This window comes from Microbacterium sp. SORGH_AS_0888, assembly GCF_030818905.1.
Lineage (GTDB): Bacteria > Actinomycetota > Actinomycetes > Actinomycetales > Microbacteriaceae > Microbacterium.
Genome location: NZ_JAUTAZ010000001.1, coordinates 3,599,992 through 3,617,150, shown reverse-complemented (window position 1 = coordinate 3,617,150; position 17,159 = coordinate 3,599,992). Strand labels below are relative to the sequence as shown.

Annotated in this window: 13 protein-coding genes and 1 pseudogene; 10 read left to right on the top strand and 4 right to left on the bottom strand. The window is 71.7% G+C overall.

Annotated elements, in window-relative coordinates; translation table 11 throughout:
- Window position 1: 1 nt before the first annotated feature.
- Window positions 2–2,302: a helix-turn-helix transcriptional regulator gene (locus QE381_RS17685; RefSeq protein WP_307220307.1), complete on the bottom strand. Its 2,301-nt coding sequence runs from the start codon at window positions 2,300–2,302 to the stop codon at window positions 2–4.
- Between the two features lie 406 nt (window positions 2,303–2,708).
- On the opposite strand from QE381_RS17685, the gene QE381_RS17680 reads away from it, so the two are divergent.
- The 5 genes from QE381_RS17680 to wecB are packed head-to-tail and all read left to right on the top strand — an operon-like array spanning window position 2,709 to window position 7,305.
- Window positions 2,709–3,947, top strand: a complete 1,239-nt coding sequence (locus tag QE381_RS17680; protein WP_307220305.1) for a choice-of-anchor G family protein — start codon at window positions 2,709–2,711, stop codon at window positions 3,945–3,947.
- Window positions 3,948–3,951: 4 nt separating this feature from the next.
- A complete protein-coding gene (locus QE381_RS17675) occupies window positions 3,952–4,146 on the top strand; it encodes a hypothetical protein (protein ID WP_307220303.1) in 195 nt (64 codons plus the stop codon).
- On the top strand, window positions 4,143–5,501 hold the full coding sequence (locus QE381_RS17670) for a glycosyltransferase family 2 protein (RefSeq protein WP_307220302.1): 1,359 nt from the start codon (window positions 4,143–4,145) through the stop codon (window positions 5,499–5,501). Before QE381_RS17675 ends, QE381_RS17670 begins: the two co-directional genes overlap by 4 nt.
- Window positions 5,498–6,163, top strand: a complete 666-nt coding sequence (gene xrtS / locus QE381_RS17665) for an exosortase S (RefSeq protein ID WP_307220300.1) — start codon at window positions 5,498–5,500, stop codon at window positions 6,161–6,163. The genes QE381_RS17670 and xrtS overlap by 4 nt, the downstream gene beginning before the upstream one ends.
- The gene (gene wecB, locus QE381_RS17660) at window positions 6,160–7,305 is read left to right on the top strand and encodes a non-hydrolyzing UDP-N-acetylglucosamine 2-epimerase (RefSeq protein ID WP_307220298.1); all 1,146 of its coding nucleotides are present in this window, start codon (window positions 6,160–6,162) and stop codon (window positions 7,303–7,305) included. The genes xrtS and wecB overlap by 4 nt, the downstream gene beginning before the upstream one ends.
- 28 nt (window positions 7,306–7,333) lie before the next feature.
- Here wecB and QE381_RS17655 read toward each other — a convergent pair whose 3' ends face one another.
- On the bottom strand, window positions 7,334–9,241 hold the full coding sequence (locus QE381_RS17655) for a transcription antiterminator (RefSeq protein WP_307220296.1): 1,908 nt from the start codon (window positions 9,239–9,241) through the stop codon (window positions 7,334–7,336).
- A 122-nt stretch (window positions 9,242–9,363) separates the two neighbouring features.
- Between QE381_RS17655 and QE381_RS17650 the strand changes: the two genes are divergently transcribed.
- The 5 genes and pseudogenes from QE381_RS17650 (at window position 9,364) to QE381_RS17630 (ending at window position 14,630) form a co-directional block, all read left to right on the top strand.
- A complete protein-coding gene (locus tag QE381_RS17650; RefSeq protein WP_307220294.1) occupies window positions 9,364–9,660 on the top strand; it encodes a PTS sugar transporter subunit IIB in 297 nt (98 codons plus the stop codon).
- A 17-nt stretch (window positions 9,661–9,677) separates the two neighbouring features.
- Window positions 9,678–11,357, top strand: coding sequence for a phosphoenolpyruvate--protein phosphotransferase (gene ptsP, locus QE381_RS17645; protein ID WP_307220292.1), 1,680 nt, complete (start codon window positions 9,678–9,680; stop codon window positions 11,355–11,357).
- A 29-nt stretch (window positions 11,358–11,386) separates the two neighbouring features.
- Window positions 11,387–12,938, top strand: a pseudogene (locus tag QE381_RS17640) (PTS mannitol transporter subunit IICB).
- Window positions 12,939–13,047: 109 nt separating this feature from the next.
- Window positions 13,048–13,485 (top strand): PTS sugar transporter subunit IIA, encoded by a 438-nt coding sequence (locus QE381_RS17635; RefSeq protein ID WP_307220290.1) that lies wholly within the window; start codon window positions 13,048–13,050, stop codon window positions 13,483–13,485.
- Entirely contained in the window at window positions 13,482–14,630 is a 1,149-nt protein-coding gene (locus tag QE381_RS17630; protein ID WP_307220289.1) for a mannitol-1-phosphate 5-dehydrogenase, read from the top strand. Before QE381_RS17635 ends, QE381_RS17630 begins: the two co-directional genes overlap by 4 nt.
- Before the next feature lie 85 nt (window positions 14,631–14,715).
- Here QE381_RS17630 and QE381_RS17625 read toward each other — a convergent pair whose 3' ends face one another.
- Both QE381_RS17625 and QE381_RS17620 read right to left on the bottom strand, forming a co-directional pair.
- Window positions 14,716–15,831, bottom strand: a complete 1,116-nt coding sequence (locus QE381_RS17625) for an adenosine deaminase (RefSeq protein ID WP_307220288.1) — start codon at window positions 15,829–15,831, stop codon at window positions 14,716–14,718.
- 20 nt (window positions 15,832–15,851) lie between these two features.
- Window positions 15,852–17,144, bottom strand: coding sequence for a thymidine phosphorylase (locus QE381_RS17620; protein WP_307220287.1), 1,293 nt, complete (start codon window positions 17,142–17,144; stop codon window positions 15,852–15,854).
- Window positions 17,145–17,159 lie beyond the last annotated feature (15 nt).

Sequence of the window (17,159 nt, the reverse complement as noted above, 5' to 3'; positions counted from 1 at the left end):
CTCAGAAGCGCTGGCTGCGTTCCATGCCCAGGCGCGTCCTTGCATGGTGGAGGTGGGACTCGACCGTGCGGATCGACAGATGCAGCCGCCCCGCGATCGCCGCGTTCGACATCCCCGACATCACCATCAACACGATCTCGCGCTCCCGCCGGGTGAGGCTCGCGAGCGCCAGCGGGGCCTTCCCGTCCAAGGCCGAGCGCAGATCGGCCATGAGCTTCGTCAGACTCGTGAGGTCCAGGCGCGACTCGTAGCCCGAGGCGCGGGCGAGCACCTCCGGAGTCGGCATGCCGGCCTGCCACGCCACGCGCAAGAGCGTGGGAAGCAGGAAGGGTGCGTGCGACTCCGCGTCCGGGAGGACCGAGGTGACGGCGTCGACCGCGTCCTTCGGGCGGCCGTCACGTTCGTTGAACACAGCCCGCACGAGCGCCCGCGTGACACCGAACAGTCCGCGCGCCCAGGGCGCAGGGACACGGTCGAGCTGCGAGAGGAGAGAGGAGCAGTGCAGCAGATCGCCCGTCTGCGCATAGGCGCCCGCACGCAGCACGTCGAACCAGATGCGCGTGGTCTCGTGCGGCACGACGTCCAGGAGGCCCAGGGTAGCGAAGACGCCCCGCCCCGACCCGTCCATGGCGTGCAGGGTCGCGTACAGCAGAGCGAGATCCCGCAGCACGTCCTGGCGGTCCTCCCACCTGGCCGCCAGCAGACGGCGCCGGGTCGCCCGGCGCACCTGGGATGTCTGGTGTCCCAGCAGCACGTGCACGAACGCGTGGCGGAGGAAGATGTCGGTCTCCGGCTCGATCTCCAGGCCATGGGTCGACGCACGCGGCTCGAGCAGGCGCAGAGCCGCCGTCCCCTGTCCGCTCAACGCGGCGATGAGCGCATCCGCCGCGTCGCGCAACGCGCGTGTCTCCTCGGACACGCCGTCCTGCTCCGGCGGCGAGAGCACACCGGGCTGGCCGCCGATCCGTGAGAAGACCCGGAAGCCCCCGTCGATGCGTTCCTGCAGCGATGCGTCGTCCGCGAACCGTTCGGAGATCTCCGTCAGATGGGCACGTGCGCGATCCCCGCCGGACTCCAACGAGAGGAGGTGCGTCATCGAGGCCTCGATCACGAGATCGGCCTCGGCCCGATCGCGTGGCGAGGGCATGTCGCGGAAGGCCTCCTCCGCCTTCTCGGGCCGGCCGATCGCGTGGTGAGCCATCACCAGGGCGGTGACGGCCCGCACGTCCCGCTCCTCCGTGGTGAGTGCCTGCGCGACTCGGATCGCCTCGGCCGGCTGTGAGGACCGCGCCAGCGTCAGCATGGCGTCCGGGATCGCGGAGCGGAAGGACTCGATGTCCAGGCGGCGCGCGCGGCGCGCGCAGAACGCCGTCAGGACCGGACTGAGCCGCGCGCCCTGCGCACGGACGGCGATGAGGCGTTCGGCGACGATCGCCCGCGTGAGACCGAGCGCTTCCTCGTCCGCGTTGGCACGGGCGACGTGGGCCACGACCTCGCTCGTGTGCACCACCCCGGGGTCGGTCGAGGGCGAGAGGAGCCCGCACGCTTTGATCCGCGCCACGTCTTCGGCTCCGATCAGCTGGTGCAGGTACGACGCCGGCACGGGCCCCAGCTCGCCGAGGACCGCGACGACGCAGCGCTGCGCGGCCGTCAGCGGCGCGAGCATGGCGTGCGAGATCTCGATGAGCCGCGGCGAGAGGGCGTCCAGGCGCAGATCGAGCGGCATCAGTGCATCCACGTCGGTGTTGAGCTCGGCGATGCCGACCAGCTCGTGGATGAGTGCGGGGCTTCCTCCGCTCAGTCGGTGCAGCGCGAGAGACCATGCGTCATCGCCCGGCCCCGTGCCGTCGTTCTGCCTCGATCGCACGCTCGCCGCCATCGCCGTGGTCGCGGCGAGCCCGAGGGGCTCCAGCGAGATCAGAGTCGGTGCCGCACCGTCGAGCACTGAGGGAAGGACGCATCGCCACGGACCGAACACCGACTCCGGCACCAGCGGAGAAGGCGCCGTCGCGATGACCGTCAGGCCGGCGTAACGGGCGGCCTCGATCGACTCCTGGAGCGTCGACGGCGGCACGCCATCGGCGTCGTCGATGGCGAGGACACGCACCCGCGTGTCGTCGCGGATGATCGAGGCGACGGGGTCCGTGGCTTCGAGGGGACCTACGGGGAACGCGCCGTTCCCCTTCAGGGAGAACCCTCGGAGCATGTCCGGCCGCAGCAGGAGCGCGGGGTCGGCGAGCGAAGAGAACACGGCGTCGAGAAGGCGCGAACGCCCGATTCCGCGCGCGCTGACCACCACCACGTCGCGTCCGAGCGCAAGCGCGCCGCGCGCTCGAGAGACCTCTTCTCCGCGCCCGACTATCGGAGAAGCAAACATCCCAAACCCCCCTCGCCCGTGAAGCATCGTGGTCGCTCCGAACAAGCTGCATCCATTTCTCTAACACAGTCCGGGTGGGTGGATCCCGATTACGGAGAGAGATCAGTGTTCTTCACCCGCTACGTAACCCTCTTTGCGGGAAACATCCGTAACGCGTACGGATGCCGTGCTCGCGTCGCCGCTCCTATGGTTCCCCCCAAACCCGCGCCCCGGTGCCGCATGGTCGACGCCAGGGCATCCACTCCGACAGGAATCAGGTGCTCCCGTGCCCAAACAGATCAGTCGCCCTCGCTCTCACCCTCTTGCCTCGACGGCCGCGGCCACCGCGATCGTGGCCGCCCTCATCGTGCCGGCGGCGTCCGCCTCCGCCGCGACCGTGGTGTCCCAGGGCACGGGCCGCCTCGTGGAGACGTCGCTGCTCAGCTCCAACGTGCTCGACACGCTCGTCGCGCTGCGCGGCGCCGTCGCGGTCAACCCGGACGCCAGCGGCGATGTCACGGTCGATCAGCCCCTGGACGCCTCCGCGATCGCCGGCCTCATCGGGCTGAGCGCGGGATCCACCGCCCTCTTCGGCGACAACGGGATCATCCGCCTGGGCGCGGTCGGTCAGTACGCCCAGGCCCGCGACGACGGGAGCTCCTCCGCGTTCTCGGGCGCGGTCTCGGCGGCGCCGAGCCTGCTCGGAGTGGGCACGAGCGTGACCGGCTCCTCCGTGGGATCGCCCACCGCGGGAGACACCGCCTCCCTCGCACTCGGCTCGTCGAGCGACCTCGTGGGTCTTCGGGTGGACCTGGGCGTGCTCGCCGCATCGGCGCAGCAGGCCGCCGATGGCACGCAGACCGGTCAGTACGTGCTCTCCGACGCCGGGTTCACCGTCGACGGGACGATCGTGTCCGGCGCGCTCGGGGTCATCAACCCCGCGCTGAACACGCTGATCACGCTCGCCAACGCGAGCGGCGCCGGGCTGACGAACCCGTTCGCCAGCGGAGCCGTGGAGCTGTCCCTCGATGACCTCACGGCCGTGGCCGGCGTCGCCAGCGTCAACGACCTGCCACCGGGAACCGACCTCCTCTCCTACGTGCCCACCGCGATCGCGCAGAAGATCACCGCGCAGGTGCAGCAGGTGCTGAACGCCGCGAGCGCCTTTGCCACGCAGCTCAAGCAGAACGTCCTGACCCTCGCCGCCGGTGTCGCCCTCGAGACTGCCGTCGCCACCGCGAACGCGACCATCGTGCCGGTGCTCAACGGGCTGACCAGCACGGTGGTGACGCCGCTCGGGAACGCGCTGACAACGCTCGCCCAGCTGCAGGTCAACGTGCAGTCGACCGGATCGGACGGGTCGTTCACGCAGACGGCGCTCCGTGTGGGTCTCGGCCCGTCGGGTTCGCTCGCCGCCGTGAACCTCGCCAGCGCGACGGTCGGACCGAACGCCGGACAGCTGGCCGTGCCGATCGCCGGCCCCGAGTCCGCCGTCCTCATCGGCGGGTTCGTCGTCCTGGCAGGGCTCGTGCTCGCCGCCCTCGTCGCGCGTGGGCGCCGCGCTCGGACCGTCGGCACGGCACGGGGCTGATTCCATGTACCGAACGGGAGGAGCGATCGGCGTCGCCGGCGGACTGGCGGTGACGGGCATCGCGGAACCGGTGGGCACCATCGTGACCGTCGGCGTCGCCGCCGCGTTCGTCGGGGCGCTCATGGTATGGCGCTCCCTCCACGTCCGGCGCTGCGTCGAGCCGCGGAAGCCCGCGGGGGCGGGAGGAGTCGAGCGATGAGCGCGCTCGACCCGCTGTTCTCCTTCTCCTTCGTGCTGCTCGTGCTCTTCCTGTGCTACACGACGCTCATCGTCGTCCCCTTCCTCCGCCGACGTCCGGCGGAGGAAGGGGACGCGAGCGCCTTCGAGTGGCACGCCTTCATTCCGTGCCGCGACGAGGCCGCCGTCGTGCACGACACCCTGACGCGCACCCGGGCACGCTTTCCCGGTGTGCACCTCTGGGTGATCGACGACGCCAGCACGGACGGCACGGCACGGATCGTCGAGCAGATCGCCGCGGCGGATCCCTCCGTCCACGCGGTCCTGCGGCGGCTGCCCGAGGCGCGGCAGGGAAAGGGCGCCGCACTGAACGCCGCATACGCGGCACTGCTGCGATGGCGTGCCGAGAAGGGCACGGCATGCCGCGAGGACGATCGCACGGTCGTGATCGTCCTCGACGCGGACGGCAGCCTCGCGCCGAACGCGCTGGCTCAGGCCGCCGGGCCGATGGCGTTCGGCGCACCGCACGTGGGCGCGGTCCAGGTCGCCGTACGGATGACGAACACGGAGGACCCCCTTCCGGGCCGCGGTCGCGTCGCCCGAGCCTGGGCGCGGTACCTCGTGCGGATGCAGGACATCGAGTTCCGCACCACGATCGCGGCCATGCAGAGCCTGCGGATGCGGACCGTGTCGGTCGGGCTCGGCGGCAACGGCCAGTTCACGCGGCTGAGCGCTCTGCAGGCCGCCTCCGCCGAGCGCAGCGCCCCCTGGGGGAACGCCCTGCTCGAGGACTACGAGGTGGGGCTGCGGATCATGCTCGCGGGGTATCGCACCGTCTACACGCATGACACCCACGTCTCGCAGGAGGCGCTCCCGTCGGCGCGACGGCTGCTCACGCAACGCACGAGGTGGTGTCAGGGCGGCCTGCAGTGCGTGCGCTATCTGCCGCGGATCTTCACATCCCGCACCTTCACCAACGCGGGCGCGCTGGAGGCCTGCTACTTCCTCGCGATCCCCTACATCCAGCTGATCGGGCTCGTCGTCTGGCCGACCGTCGCCATCGCGGTGCTGACGAACGGGATCATCGCCACCGGGAGCCTGATGGCCTGGATGGAGACGTCCGCGTGGGTGATCCCTCTCTGGCTGCTCACCGGGATCGTGCCGTTCGCGCTCTGGCCGATCGTCTACGCGCGGCGAGAGGAGCGTCATTCGCTGGGCAGGGCGGCGCTGTGGGGAATGGGGTACTGGCTGTACATGTACCAGAGCTACGTCTGCGTGGTCAGGGCGTTCGCCCGTATGCTGGCGGGCCGGCGGGGCTGGGCGAAGACCCGCCGCAACGGCGAGGTGGGCGGCCGGCTGCTGGCGGTGGAGACATGACGGTCCTCGCGGGTGCGCCGATACGCCGCACCCGTGTGGGCGGCGTATCGCGGCTCCCCCTGTCCCTGTCCCTGCTCGCGACGGCCGGACTGCTCGCGCTCGCCCAGGAGCGCGTCCGCGACGGCGAGGCCCAGCTCGCCCGCCTGCTCATCGGGCTGATCACCCCGGGTCGCGCGAGCGCCGCCGGCCCCATCGTCTACTTCGGCATCGGGACCGGCGAGGTGACGGGCCTGTCGATCACGACGATGTGCTCGACCACGGTGCTCATCCTGCCGCTGCTGCTCATCGCGGCCGTGGTGGCCGGGCTCGCCCGGACGGCGCAGCCGCGGATCATCGCCGGGCTCGCGGGAGCGCTGGCACTCGCGGTGACCTGCAACGTGATCCGGTTCGCCGGCGCCGCCTGGGCGTACGCCGCGTTCGGGATGGACGGATTCGACCTGGTCCACCGCTACATCGGCTCGCTCTTCGTCATCGCGGGCTTCATCGCCGCGATCGTGCTGTTCCTGCGGGTCTCGCTCCGCGAGCCGCGCTCGCGCCGCGCGCAGCGCCGCGCCACGGACGCGCCGGCGCCTCAGCTCGCCCCGGGAGCGCTGCGCCGAGACCTGCACGCTCGCGAGGGACGCCGAGCACACCACGACAAGGGAAGGAGACCCCGACGGTGACACGCCCACGGATCGAGATCGTCTACGGCACCCGTCCGGAGGCCGTGAAGTGCGCGCCGCTGGTCGCGGAGCTGATCGCGCGCGAGGGGGTCGACACGATCGTCACGGTGACGGGTCAGCACAGGGCCATGACGGATGAGGTCAACGACTACTTCGCCATCCGTCCCGACGCGGACCTCGACGTGTTCCGTGCGGACAGCACCCTCGCCCAGACGGCGCCGCGCATCTTCGCCGCGCTGTCCGAGCGGTGGAGCCGGGACGCCCCGGACGCCGTCGTCGTCCAGGGCGACACGGCGAGCGCGGCGCTGGCCGCGGTGGCGGCGCACTACGCCAAGGCGCTCGTCATCCACCTCGAGGCGGGCTTGCGATCGGGCGATCTCTTCTCGCCGTTCCCGGAAGAGGGCAACCGCCGGCTCATCACCTCGCTCGCCTCGCTGCACCTCGCCCCGACGGATCTCGCGGCGGGCAACCTGTTGGCCGAAGGCGTGCCGGCGGAGAACGTCGTCGTCACCGGCAACACCGGGATCGACGCCCTGTACCGTCAGCGCGCGCACCCGCAGCCGTTCGACGACCCGGCGATCGAGCTCGCCCTCGAGCACTACCCGCGCCTCGTCCTGGTCACGATGCACCGGCGCGAGTCCTGGGGCGGCGGGCTCGCCGAGGTCACCCGCGGCGTCGCCGACACGATCGCCTCCCGCACCGACACCGTCGCCGTGATCCCGCTGCATCCGAACCCGCTCGTGCGCGGCGAGGTCGGCGCAGCCGTGGCGGGTGCTCCGCGCGTCGTCCTGTGCGACGCCCTCCCCTACGCGCAGTTCGGGCGGCTGCTCGCCCGTGCGCACTGCGTGGTGACGGACTCCGGCGGCGTGCAGGAGGAGGCGCCGGCGCTCGGGGTCCCCGTGCTCGTGGCCCGGGACCGGACCGAGCGCGGCGAAGGGCTTGCGGCCGGTGCGGCGCGGCTCGTGGGGACCGACCGTGCGAACGTCTCGGCGGCACTGGCCTCGGTCCTCGACGACGACGCCGTGCACGCCTCGATGTCCCGCGCCGTGGAGCTCTACGGCGATGGCCGGGCGGCGGTGCGGGCCGCCGACGCCATCGAGACGCTCCTGGGCGTCACGCAGCGCCGCCCCGCGGCGGCCTGAGCGCACCTCGCGGGCGGAGCGGGGATCGTCATCCGTCGATGACGGCGACCAGCTCGTCGAGGAAGGCGGAGAAGTCGGTGCCGCGACGCACGATCCGCTGCACCGACTCCCACTCGCTGAACACCTCCACGAACTGCTCGAAGACGGTCTGGAACGCCTCCCGATCGCCCTCCGAGAACGCGGCGAACGCCACGACCTGCACCCGTCCGCTCCCCCATGGCCGCGGCTGGTCCGCGATCCCGATCGCGATCGCGGTGCGGGACGCCGTCATCCCCAGCGCGTGCGGGACCGCCAGGGCGTCGGTGAACGCGGTCGAGGAGAGCCGCTCCCGCTCGACCGCCCGGTCGAGGTAGTCCTCGTCGATCGCGCCGCGGGCGACCAGCATCCCGCCCAGCCGGCGGATGACGCTCTCCTCGTCGCCGTCGGCGGGCAGCCCGCGCAGGAACGCCGCCGGATCGAAGTACCGCTCCAGCTCCGCGCGGAGCCGGGCGAGGCGCTTGCCGCGGCGGATGCGGCCCGCCACGGCCTGCACCCGTTCGACGTCCGCGGGGGTGAGGAACGGCTGGATGTGCACGAACCGGTCCCCCGCGATGGGCGGATCGATCGTGGTGAGCACGAGATCGGTGTCGATCGAGGCCCAGTCCGGATCGACGCGCGTCGTCACCTCGACGACCTCGATCGCCTGGCCGAGCGAGCGGTCGATGCTCGAGCGCAGGAGCTCGTGCAGCTCGTAGTAGCCGGGGCACACGATCGTCGCCGACAGGAGCTGATCGGCGCGGCGGCTGCGCTCCAGCTGTCCGCCGACGTGCATCGCGATGTAGGCGATCTCGTCATCCAGCAGCGGGATGTCGAGGCGCTCGTGCAATCGGCTCGCGATGTACACGGCGACCTCGAAGATCATCGGGTAGGTCGCCTTGAGCGACTTCGTCAGCGGGTTGCGGCTCCACGCCTGCTCGCGCGCCCGGGCACGCAGGTTCTGCACGTGCAGCCCCAGACGCTGGACGAAGTCGGGGGCGGCGATCTCGACGAGGAACTCGGCGGCCGCCTCCGCCACGACCTCCCGCACGACCTGCTCGACCTCGGGGTCCAGGGGCGCCCGGGCCTCGGCGGCCGCGCCCGGCGCGACGACACGGGTGAGCACGAGCGTCGCCAGGTGGAGGAGGTCCCCGGCGCCGAGCACGACGTCCATGTGCTCCCCGATGAGCCGCTCCAGCAGCTGCGCGACGGCCCGCTGGGCGGGCGTGGCGACGCCGACGCCCTCCTCGAGGGGTCGCCCGGCGGCGACCCGGTCGGCCGCGATGCCGATGTGGGTGATGACGTCCGCGATGCCGTACTCGTTGACGAAGTAGCCGAGATCGGTGAGCCCGGCCACGAGCGCCGTCTTGAACGGGCCGAACGCGCGGGGGGCGACGGATCCCTCGCCGAGCGTGCGCCGCAACGCCACGAGGTCGAAGGATCCGGCATCCATCTCGTCGTGCACGAGCCGGGAGAGCAGTCGCCGCGTGCCCATCTCGGCACCGGTGAGCCGGGCGCGCGAGGCGGACCGCTCGAGCGTCAGCTCGGTGCCCGAGAGCAGACCGCGGATCCGGGAGAGATCGGCCTCGATCGTCGCGGAGCTCACGAAGAGGCGGTCCGCGGTCTCGAACACGTCGATGCCCTCGGGCACGTCCAGCAGCGCCCGGACGATCGCGTGGAGGCGGTCGCGCGGGGTCGCCGCATCCGAGGTCTCCTGCAGCGCCGCCGGCGCCTCGCTTCCGGCCCGGTACCCCTGCGGTCCCGACTCGATCGCGCCCGCCGCGCGTGCGTTGAGGGCCGTGACGTAGCTGCGGATGCTGCGGGGTGTCACGCCCAGGGCGTCCGCGAGGGCCGCCGCCGTCATCCAGTCGTGCTCGCGGACGAGCAGCGCCAGCACGCGGTCCTGTCTCGCTCTCGTCACCGGTTCCTCCGCTTCCCTCCCATTCCATCACGCCCCGGAGCCCGCTTTCCTCGGGGGCGGAAGAACATCTGGTTGAAGCCTTGTGGGCGGTTTCCCAGGATGGAGAGGAAGGAGGCGGGTCGGTGCAGATCCTCGTGGTGTGCGGCGCTGGGGCGTCGAGCACCTTCGTCGCGCAACGACTGCGGTCGGCGGCGAGCGCGGCGGGCATGGACGTCGATGCGTCGGCGGTGTCGCGGACGGCTCTCGATGCACGGCTCACGAGCGCAGATGCGGTGCTGATCGGACCGCATCTGCCGGATGCGGCCGACGTCGAGGCGGCTGCCGCGCGCCTGGGCGTGCGCGCGCTCGTCCTTCCCGCCGATGTCTTCACGGACCGCGACGGCTCCCGCACTCTCGAACTCCTCTCCACCCTCCGCTGACGAAGGAACACCAGAACATGACGCAGATCCACGGTGTCGGAATCGGACTGGGCGTGGCCGCAGGCCCCGTCGCCCGCATGGCCGCTCCCCTGCCCGCCCCCGCCGACGAGCCGAGCACGATCGGTGCCGAGGCGGAGGCTGCCCGCGCCCGCGAGGCCGTGCACGCTGTCGCCCGTGAGCTGGAGGCACGAGGAGCGCAGGCGGGCGGCGCCGCGCAGGACGTCCTCGAGGCGCAGGCCATGATGGCCGAGGACCCGACGCTCGAGTCCGAGATCACCACGCGGCTGGAGCAGGGCAAGACCGCGGAGTGGGCCGTCGCGGACGCCTTCGCCACCTTCCGCGACCAGCTCACCGCGGTCGGCGGCTATCTCGGCGAGCGCGCCGCCGACCTCGACGACGTGGCGCAGCGCGTGATCGCCCGACTGCGCGGGGTCCCCGCCCCGGGAGTGCCCGACCCCGGCCATCCCTTCGTTCTCGTCGCGACCGACCTGGCGCCCGCCGACACGGCTCTCCTCGACCTCGACCAGGTGCTTGCACTCGTCACGAGCGACGGCGGCCCGACCTCGCACACCGCGATCCTGGCCCGCGAGAAGGGCATCGTCGCGGTCGTCGGCGCGGCCCAGGCGGCCGGCCTCCGCGACGGCGAGACGGTCGTGGTGGATGCCGCCGCCGGCGCCGTCGTGCAGGACCCCTCCGACGCCGAGGTCGCCGATGCGCACCGACGTGCGGCGGAGCGCGCCGCCGCGGCGACGGCTCCCCTCACGCCCGGCGCGCTCGCGGACGGCACCGCTGTGCCGCTGCTCGCCAACCTGGGGAGCCCCGCAGGGGCCACCGAGGCGATCGAGCTCGGCGCGGAGGGCGTCGGCCTGTTCCGTACGGAGTTCCTGTTCCTCAGCTCCGCCGACGCCCCCACGGTCGCCGAGCAGCGCGACGCGTATCAGCGACTCCTCGAGGCCTTCCGCGGCCGCAAGGTCGTGGTCCGTGCCCTCGACGCGGGCGCGGACAAGCCGCTCGCGTTCCTCAACGACGCGCACGAGGAGAACCCGGCCCTGGGGCTGCGCGGGCTGCGCGCGCTCCGCGCGAGCGAGGACATCCTCCGCGAGCAGCTGACGGCGCTCGCCGAGGCGGACGCCGCGGTCGCCGCGACGGGTGAGGCCGCCGATCTGTGGGTCATGGCGCCCATGGTGGCCACCGTGGAGGAGACGCGCTACTTCACGACGCTCGCGCGGGAGTTCGGGATCCGCACCGCCGGGGTGATGGTGGAGGTCCCCTCCTCCGCGCTGCTGGCCGACCACGTCATGCGCGTGGCCGACTTCGCCTCGATCGGAACGAACGACCTGACCCAGTACACCCTGGCGGCCGACCGTCTGCTCGGCTCCGTCGCGAGCTATCAGGACCCGTGGCACCCCGCCGTGCTGCGCCTGATCCGCGAGGTCGGCACGGCCGGTGCGGCGCACGGCAAGCCCGTCGGCATCTGCGGCGAGGCCGCAGCCGACCCGCTGCTCGCGGTCGTCCTCGTCGGCTTGGGCGCGACCTCCCTCTCCATGGCGCCCGCGGCGCTCGCGGACGTGCGCGCTTCCCTCGCGCAGCACGGTCTCGACGACGCGCGCCGCATCGCACAGGCCGCTCTCGAGGCGGAGGATGCGGACTCCGCGCGCGCGGCGGCACGGGCGGTGGCGGCCACCAGCTCCTTGTAACACGCACCACCACACAGAAAGAGACGGATATGACAACGACGTCAGCCACCACGGGTGGCGGCAACCGCGCACGCGTCGGGATCCAGCGATTCGGCACGTTCCTGTCCGGCATGATCATGCCGAACATCCCGGCGTTGATCGCCTGGGGCATCTTCACGGCGTTCTTCATCCAGGTGGGGTGGACCCCCAACCCGGCGCTCGCGACCTTGGTCGGCCCCTTCATCCACTATCTGCTGCCGATCATCATCGCCTACACCGGCGGGAGCATGGTCTACGGCATCCGCGGCGGCGTCGTCGGCGCGATCGGGACGTTCGGCGCGATCGCGGGCTCCGACTATCTGATCGCGCAGTTCAACCTCACACAGCCCGCCGACAACCAGTTGGGCGAGATCCACATGTTCATCGGGGCGATGATCATGGGGCCGTTGTCGGCGTACACGATGAAGCTCCTCGACGGGCTGTGGGAGGGCAGGATCCGCGCCGGGTTCGAGATGCTCGTGAACATGTTCTCGGCCGGCATCTGGGGCTTCATCATGGCGATCGCGGGTTTCTACCCCATCGCGTGGCTCGTGAACGGCCTGATGGAGGCGCTCAGCACGGCGGTCAACTGGCTCGTTCAGAACAACCTCCTGCCCCTCACGAGCATCCTCATCGAACCCGCGAAGGTCTTCTTCCTCAACAACGCGATCAACCACGGCGTGCTGACGCCGCTCGGCACGCAGCAGGCGTCGGAGTCCGGCAAGTCGATCTTGTTCCTCTTGGAGGCGAACCCCGGCCCTGGTCTCGGCCTGCTGCTGGCGTTCGCGTTCTTCGGCATCGGCGCGGCGCGCGCCTCGGCGCCGGGCGCCGCGATCATCCAGTTCCTCGGCGGCATCCACGAGGTGTACTTCCCGTTCGCACTGATGAAGCCCGTGCTGATCGTGGCCCTCATCGCCGGTGGCATGACCGGGGTCACGACGAACATGCTGCTCGGCGGCGCCTTGCGCGCACCCGCGGCGCCAGGGAGCATCCTCGCGGTGCTGCTGCAGACCGCGCCCGGCGCCTATGCGGCGGTCATCCTATCGGTGGTCCTTTCGGCCGCCGTGACGTTCCTCATCGCGGCGGCTATCCTGCGAGCCTCCCGCAAGCGGGACCTCGCCGCCCTCGCGGCCACCGACGACGCCTTCGGCGCGGCGATCACGCAGACCGAGGCGTCCAAGGGCAAGTCCAGCGACCACCTGGAGAATCTTCGTGGTAGGGCGACGACCCAGGCGGACGACGGTGCCGCCTCCGCCACGACGGTCGAGCGTCCGATCACGAACATCGTGTTCGCCTGCGATGCCGGCATGGGCTCCTCCGCCATGGGGGCGAGCGTCCTCCGCAACAAGATCAAGAAGGCGGGCGTCGAGGGCGTCACGGTCACCAACAAGGCGATCGCGAACCTTGACGACTCCGCGGATCTGGTCATCACGCAGAACCAGCTGACCGATCGCGCCCCGCCAGCAGGCGCCCGACGCCATCCACGTCTCGGTCGACAACTTCATGAACTCGCCGCGGTATGACGAGGTCGTGGACAGGGTGGCCCAGCAGAAGGCAGAGTGAGGACCAGGGGGAGCCGCGGTATCCGGCTCCCCCTTCTCCCTTCGACCACACGGCCGGTCGGACCGGCCGGAACCCCCACAGCGCAGACAGAAACACGGAAGGACGGATCATGGCGGGCGAGGTTCTCAACATCGGGCAGGTACGCATCCATCCGGGCTCGGCGAGCCGGGACGAGGCGATCCGCGAGGCCGCCGACATGCTCGAAGCCGCCGGCGCGGTGACGCCCGCGTACTTCGACGCCATGCTGCAGCGGGAGGAGACCGTCTCGACCTATATGGGCAACGAGCTGGCGATCCCCCACGGCACGAACGAGACGAAGGACGCGATCCTCTCCTCGGCCCTCGCGGTGATCCGCTACGACGGCGGCGTCGACTGGGACGGCAACCCGGTCCGGTTCGTCATCGGGATCGCGGGCCGCGGCGACGAGCACCTCGAGATCCTGTCGCAGATCGCGATCCTGTTCTCGGACGAGGACGACGTCGAGCGGCTGAAGGCGACCCGGACCCCCGAAGCGCTGTTCCAGGAACTGTCCATGGTGAACGAATGAAGGCCGTCCAGGTCGGCGCCGGCAACATCGGCCGCGGCTTCGTGGGCCTGCTGCTGCACGAGGGCGGCTACGAGGTCGTGTTCTCCGACGTCGCGACCGCGCTGGTCGATGCGATCAACGCCGTCGACTCCTACACGGTGCACGAGATCGGCGACGGTGGCGTCGACGTCGAGGTGACCGGTTTCCGCGCGGTCGACAGCGGACGCGATCCGCAGGCCGCCGTCGACGAGATCGCCACGGCGGACGTCCTGACCACGGCGGTCGGCCCGAACGTGCTGCGCTTCGTGGCCCCCACGCTCGTTGCGGGTCTGCGGGCCCGGTCGAGCGCACTCCCCCCGCTGCAGGTCATGGCGTGCGAGAACGCGATCGGCGCGACCGACACCCTGCGCGCGCTCGCAGCGGAGTCGGCCGGCGCGGACTGGCCCGAGCTGGCCACCCGCGCCGTGTTCGCGAACACCGCGGTCGACCGCATCGTCCCGGGCCAGCCGGAGGGCATCGGAGTGGATGTCGTCGTCGAGCCGTACTTCGAGTGGGCGATCGAGCGCGCGCCCTTCGGCGACCGGCTGCCGAGCATCCCGGGCGCGCACTTCGTCGACGAGCTGACCCCCTACATCGAGCGCAAGCTCTTCACGGTCAACACGGGCCACGCGGCCACGGCCTACTTCGGAGCGCGGGCCGGCATCGAGCGGATCTCCGACGCCCTGGCGGTCGCCGAGATCGCCGAGGCGGTCTCTGCGACTCTGGCCGAGACCTCGGCCGCGCTCGTCGCGAAGCACGAGTTCGCGCCGGACGAGCTGGCGCGCTACCGCGAGACGATCATCGGCCGCTTCCGCAACCCCCGGCTGCCGGACACGGTCTGGCGAGTGGGACGTCAGCCGCTGCGCAAGCTCTCACGGCACGAGCGCTTCATCGGTCCGGCGGCGGAGGCCGCGGAGCGCGGCCTGTCCACCACGGCGCTCGTGGCGACGATCGCCGCGGCGCTCGAGTTCGCCGCTCCGGCGGACCCGGAGGCGGTCGAGCTGCAACGGCTGCTGCGCGAGCGCGACGCCGCATCCTTCACCGAGCAGGTGACGGGCCTCGACCCCGCGCATCCGCTGTTCGCGCCCGTCGCCGCGGCCGTCTCCGCGCGCCAGTCCGCCCTGTAGCCCCGCCCGCGGGTGTCCCCGCCGTCCGGCGGCGGGATCGCAGCCGGACGGCGGGTGTTCCGCGCTCGCGCGGAGGGGACACGGGCTAGGAGGCGAAGCCGTCGGAGATGAGGTCGATGAGCTCCTCGCGCTCCTCCACGGGCAGGAACGCCCCGGCCGCGGCGTTGAGCTGGAACCGCTCCAGGTCGTCGAGACCGTAGTCGAACGTCTCCGCCAGCAGTGCGAGCTCGCGCGTGAGGGAGGTACGGCACATCGTGCGGTCGTCGACGTTGACCGTCACCGAGAACCCCAGCTGATACAGCAGGTCGAAGGGGTGGTCCTCGACCTCTTCGCCCCAGGCCGCGATCGCCCCGGTCTGCAGATTCGAGGTCACCGACAGCTCGAGCGGTATCTCGCGGTCGCGGATCCAGCGGGCGAGGTCGCCGAGCACGACCTCGACCGTCTCACCCGAGCGCGAGACGACCTCGATGTCCTGCGCGATGCGCACACCGTGGCCGAGCCGGAGCGCCCTGCCGTCCAGGAGCGCCGAGCGGATCGAGGCGAGTCCGTCGGCCTCGCCGGCATGCAGGGTCACGGGGAAGAACGCGTCCGCCAGCATCGTGAGGGCCGGACGGTGCTGCGAAACGGGGAAGCCCTCCTCCGGGCCTGCCAGGTCGAAGCCCACGACCCCGCGTTCGCGCAGATCGATCGCCAGGCGCGCGACCTCGGCGGAACGACCGTTCTGCCGCATCGCCGCGAGGATCTGCCCGACGCGGATGTCGCGGCCCGCGTCGGCGGCGGCGTCCTCGCCCTCCTCGATGCCCTCCTGCACGGCCTCCACCGCCTCGGCCATGCTGAGCCCGCCCGCGACGTGGTTCTCCGGCGCCCAGCGCGTCTCGCCGTAGATGACGCCGTCGGCCGCGAGATCCTCGACGAACTCGCGCGCGATGCGACGCAGCCCCTCGCGGGTCTGCATCACCTGCGTCACGACCTCGAACGGCTTGAGGAAGTCGACGAGCGAGCCGCTGTCGGCCTGCTCTCCGATCCAGTCGCCCAGATCGTCGGCGTCCGCCACCGGCAGGGTCACGCCCATCTCGTCGGCGAGCTCCACGATCGTGTCGGGGCGCACGGCGCCGTCCAGGTGATCGTGCAACGACACCTTGGGAAGGCTCCGGATCGACACACCGTCGAGGCGGGCGTCTCCGTACTGGTCGATCGGCATGGGGTTCTCCTCGGTTCGGGTCAGGCGGTGAGACGTTCGAGTACGCGCGGGGATGCGGCCGGCTCGGTGTCCGAGATCTCCCAGGCACCGTCGACCGCCGCCAGCGCCCGCTCGAACCGGGCTCCATCATCCGCCGAGAGGGTGAACAACGGCTGACCTTGTGCGACGCGCTCCCCGAGTCCGACGTGCAGGTCGATGCCGGCGGCGTGGACCACGGCGTCGCTGGCACGGGCGCGCCCCGCGCCGAGCCGCCACGCGGCGACGCCGAAGGGAAGCGCGTCGATGCGGGAGACGACGCCCGATCGGCCCGCCGTGACGGTGTGCGTCTCGCGCGCGACCGGGAGCGCCGCATCCGGATCGCCGCCCTGGGCGCGGATCATGGCGCGCCACGTGTCCATCGCCCGGCCGTCGCGCAGCGCCTCGGCGACGTCGGCGTCGGGGAGCCCCGCGAGCGCGAGCATCTCGCGCGCGAGGGCCAGGGTGAGCTCGACGACATCGGCGGGCCCGCCGCCGGCGAGCACCTCGACCGACTCCCGCACCTCGTTCGCGTTGCCGATCGCCCGCCCGAGCGGCGTGTTCATGTCGGTGAGCAGGGCCGTCGTCGCGACGCCGGAGTCGGTGCCGAGCGCGACCATCGTGCGCGCGAGCTCGCGGGCGCGCTCGAGGTCCTGCATGAACGCGCCCGAGCCGAACTTCACGTCCAGGACCAGCGCGGCGGTGCCCTCGGCGATCTTCTTCGACATGATGCTCGAGGCGATCAGCGGGATCGCCTCGACGGTCCCGGTGACGTCACGGAGCGCGTAGAGGCGCTTGTCGGCGGGCGCGAGCCCGGCGCCGGCCGCGCAGACGACGGCGCCGACCGACGCGAGCTGGGCGAGCATCTCGTCGTTGGAGAGCGAGGCGCGCCATCCCGGGATCGACTCGAGCTTGTCGAGCGTGCCGCCGGTGTGGCCGAGCCCACGGCCTGACAGCTGCGGCACCGCGACCCCGAACGAGGCCACGAGAGGAGCGAGCGGCAGCGTGATCTTGTCGCCCACGCCGCCGGTGGAGTGCTTGTCGACCGTGGCCTTGCCGAGACTCGCGAAGCTCATCCGCTCCCCGGAGGCGATCATGGCGTCGGTCAGGACGCGGATCTCCTCGCGCTGCATGCCGTTGAGCAGCACCGCCATGGCGAACGCCGCCATCTGGGCGTCGGAGACGTATTCGCGGGTGTACGCATCCACCATCCACCGCAGCGCGTCCTCGGGAACCTCTCCCCCGTCGCGCTTGGCGCGGATGACGTCGACCGCGTCGAACGGCTCCACCGCGCTCATGCGGCATCCCTCCGC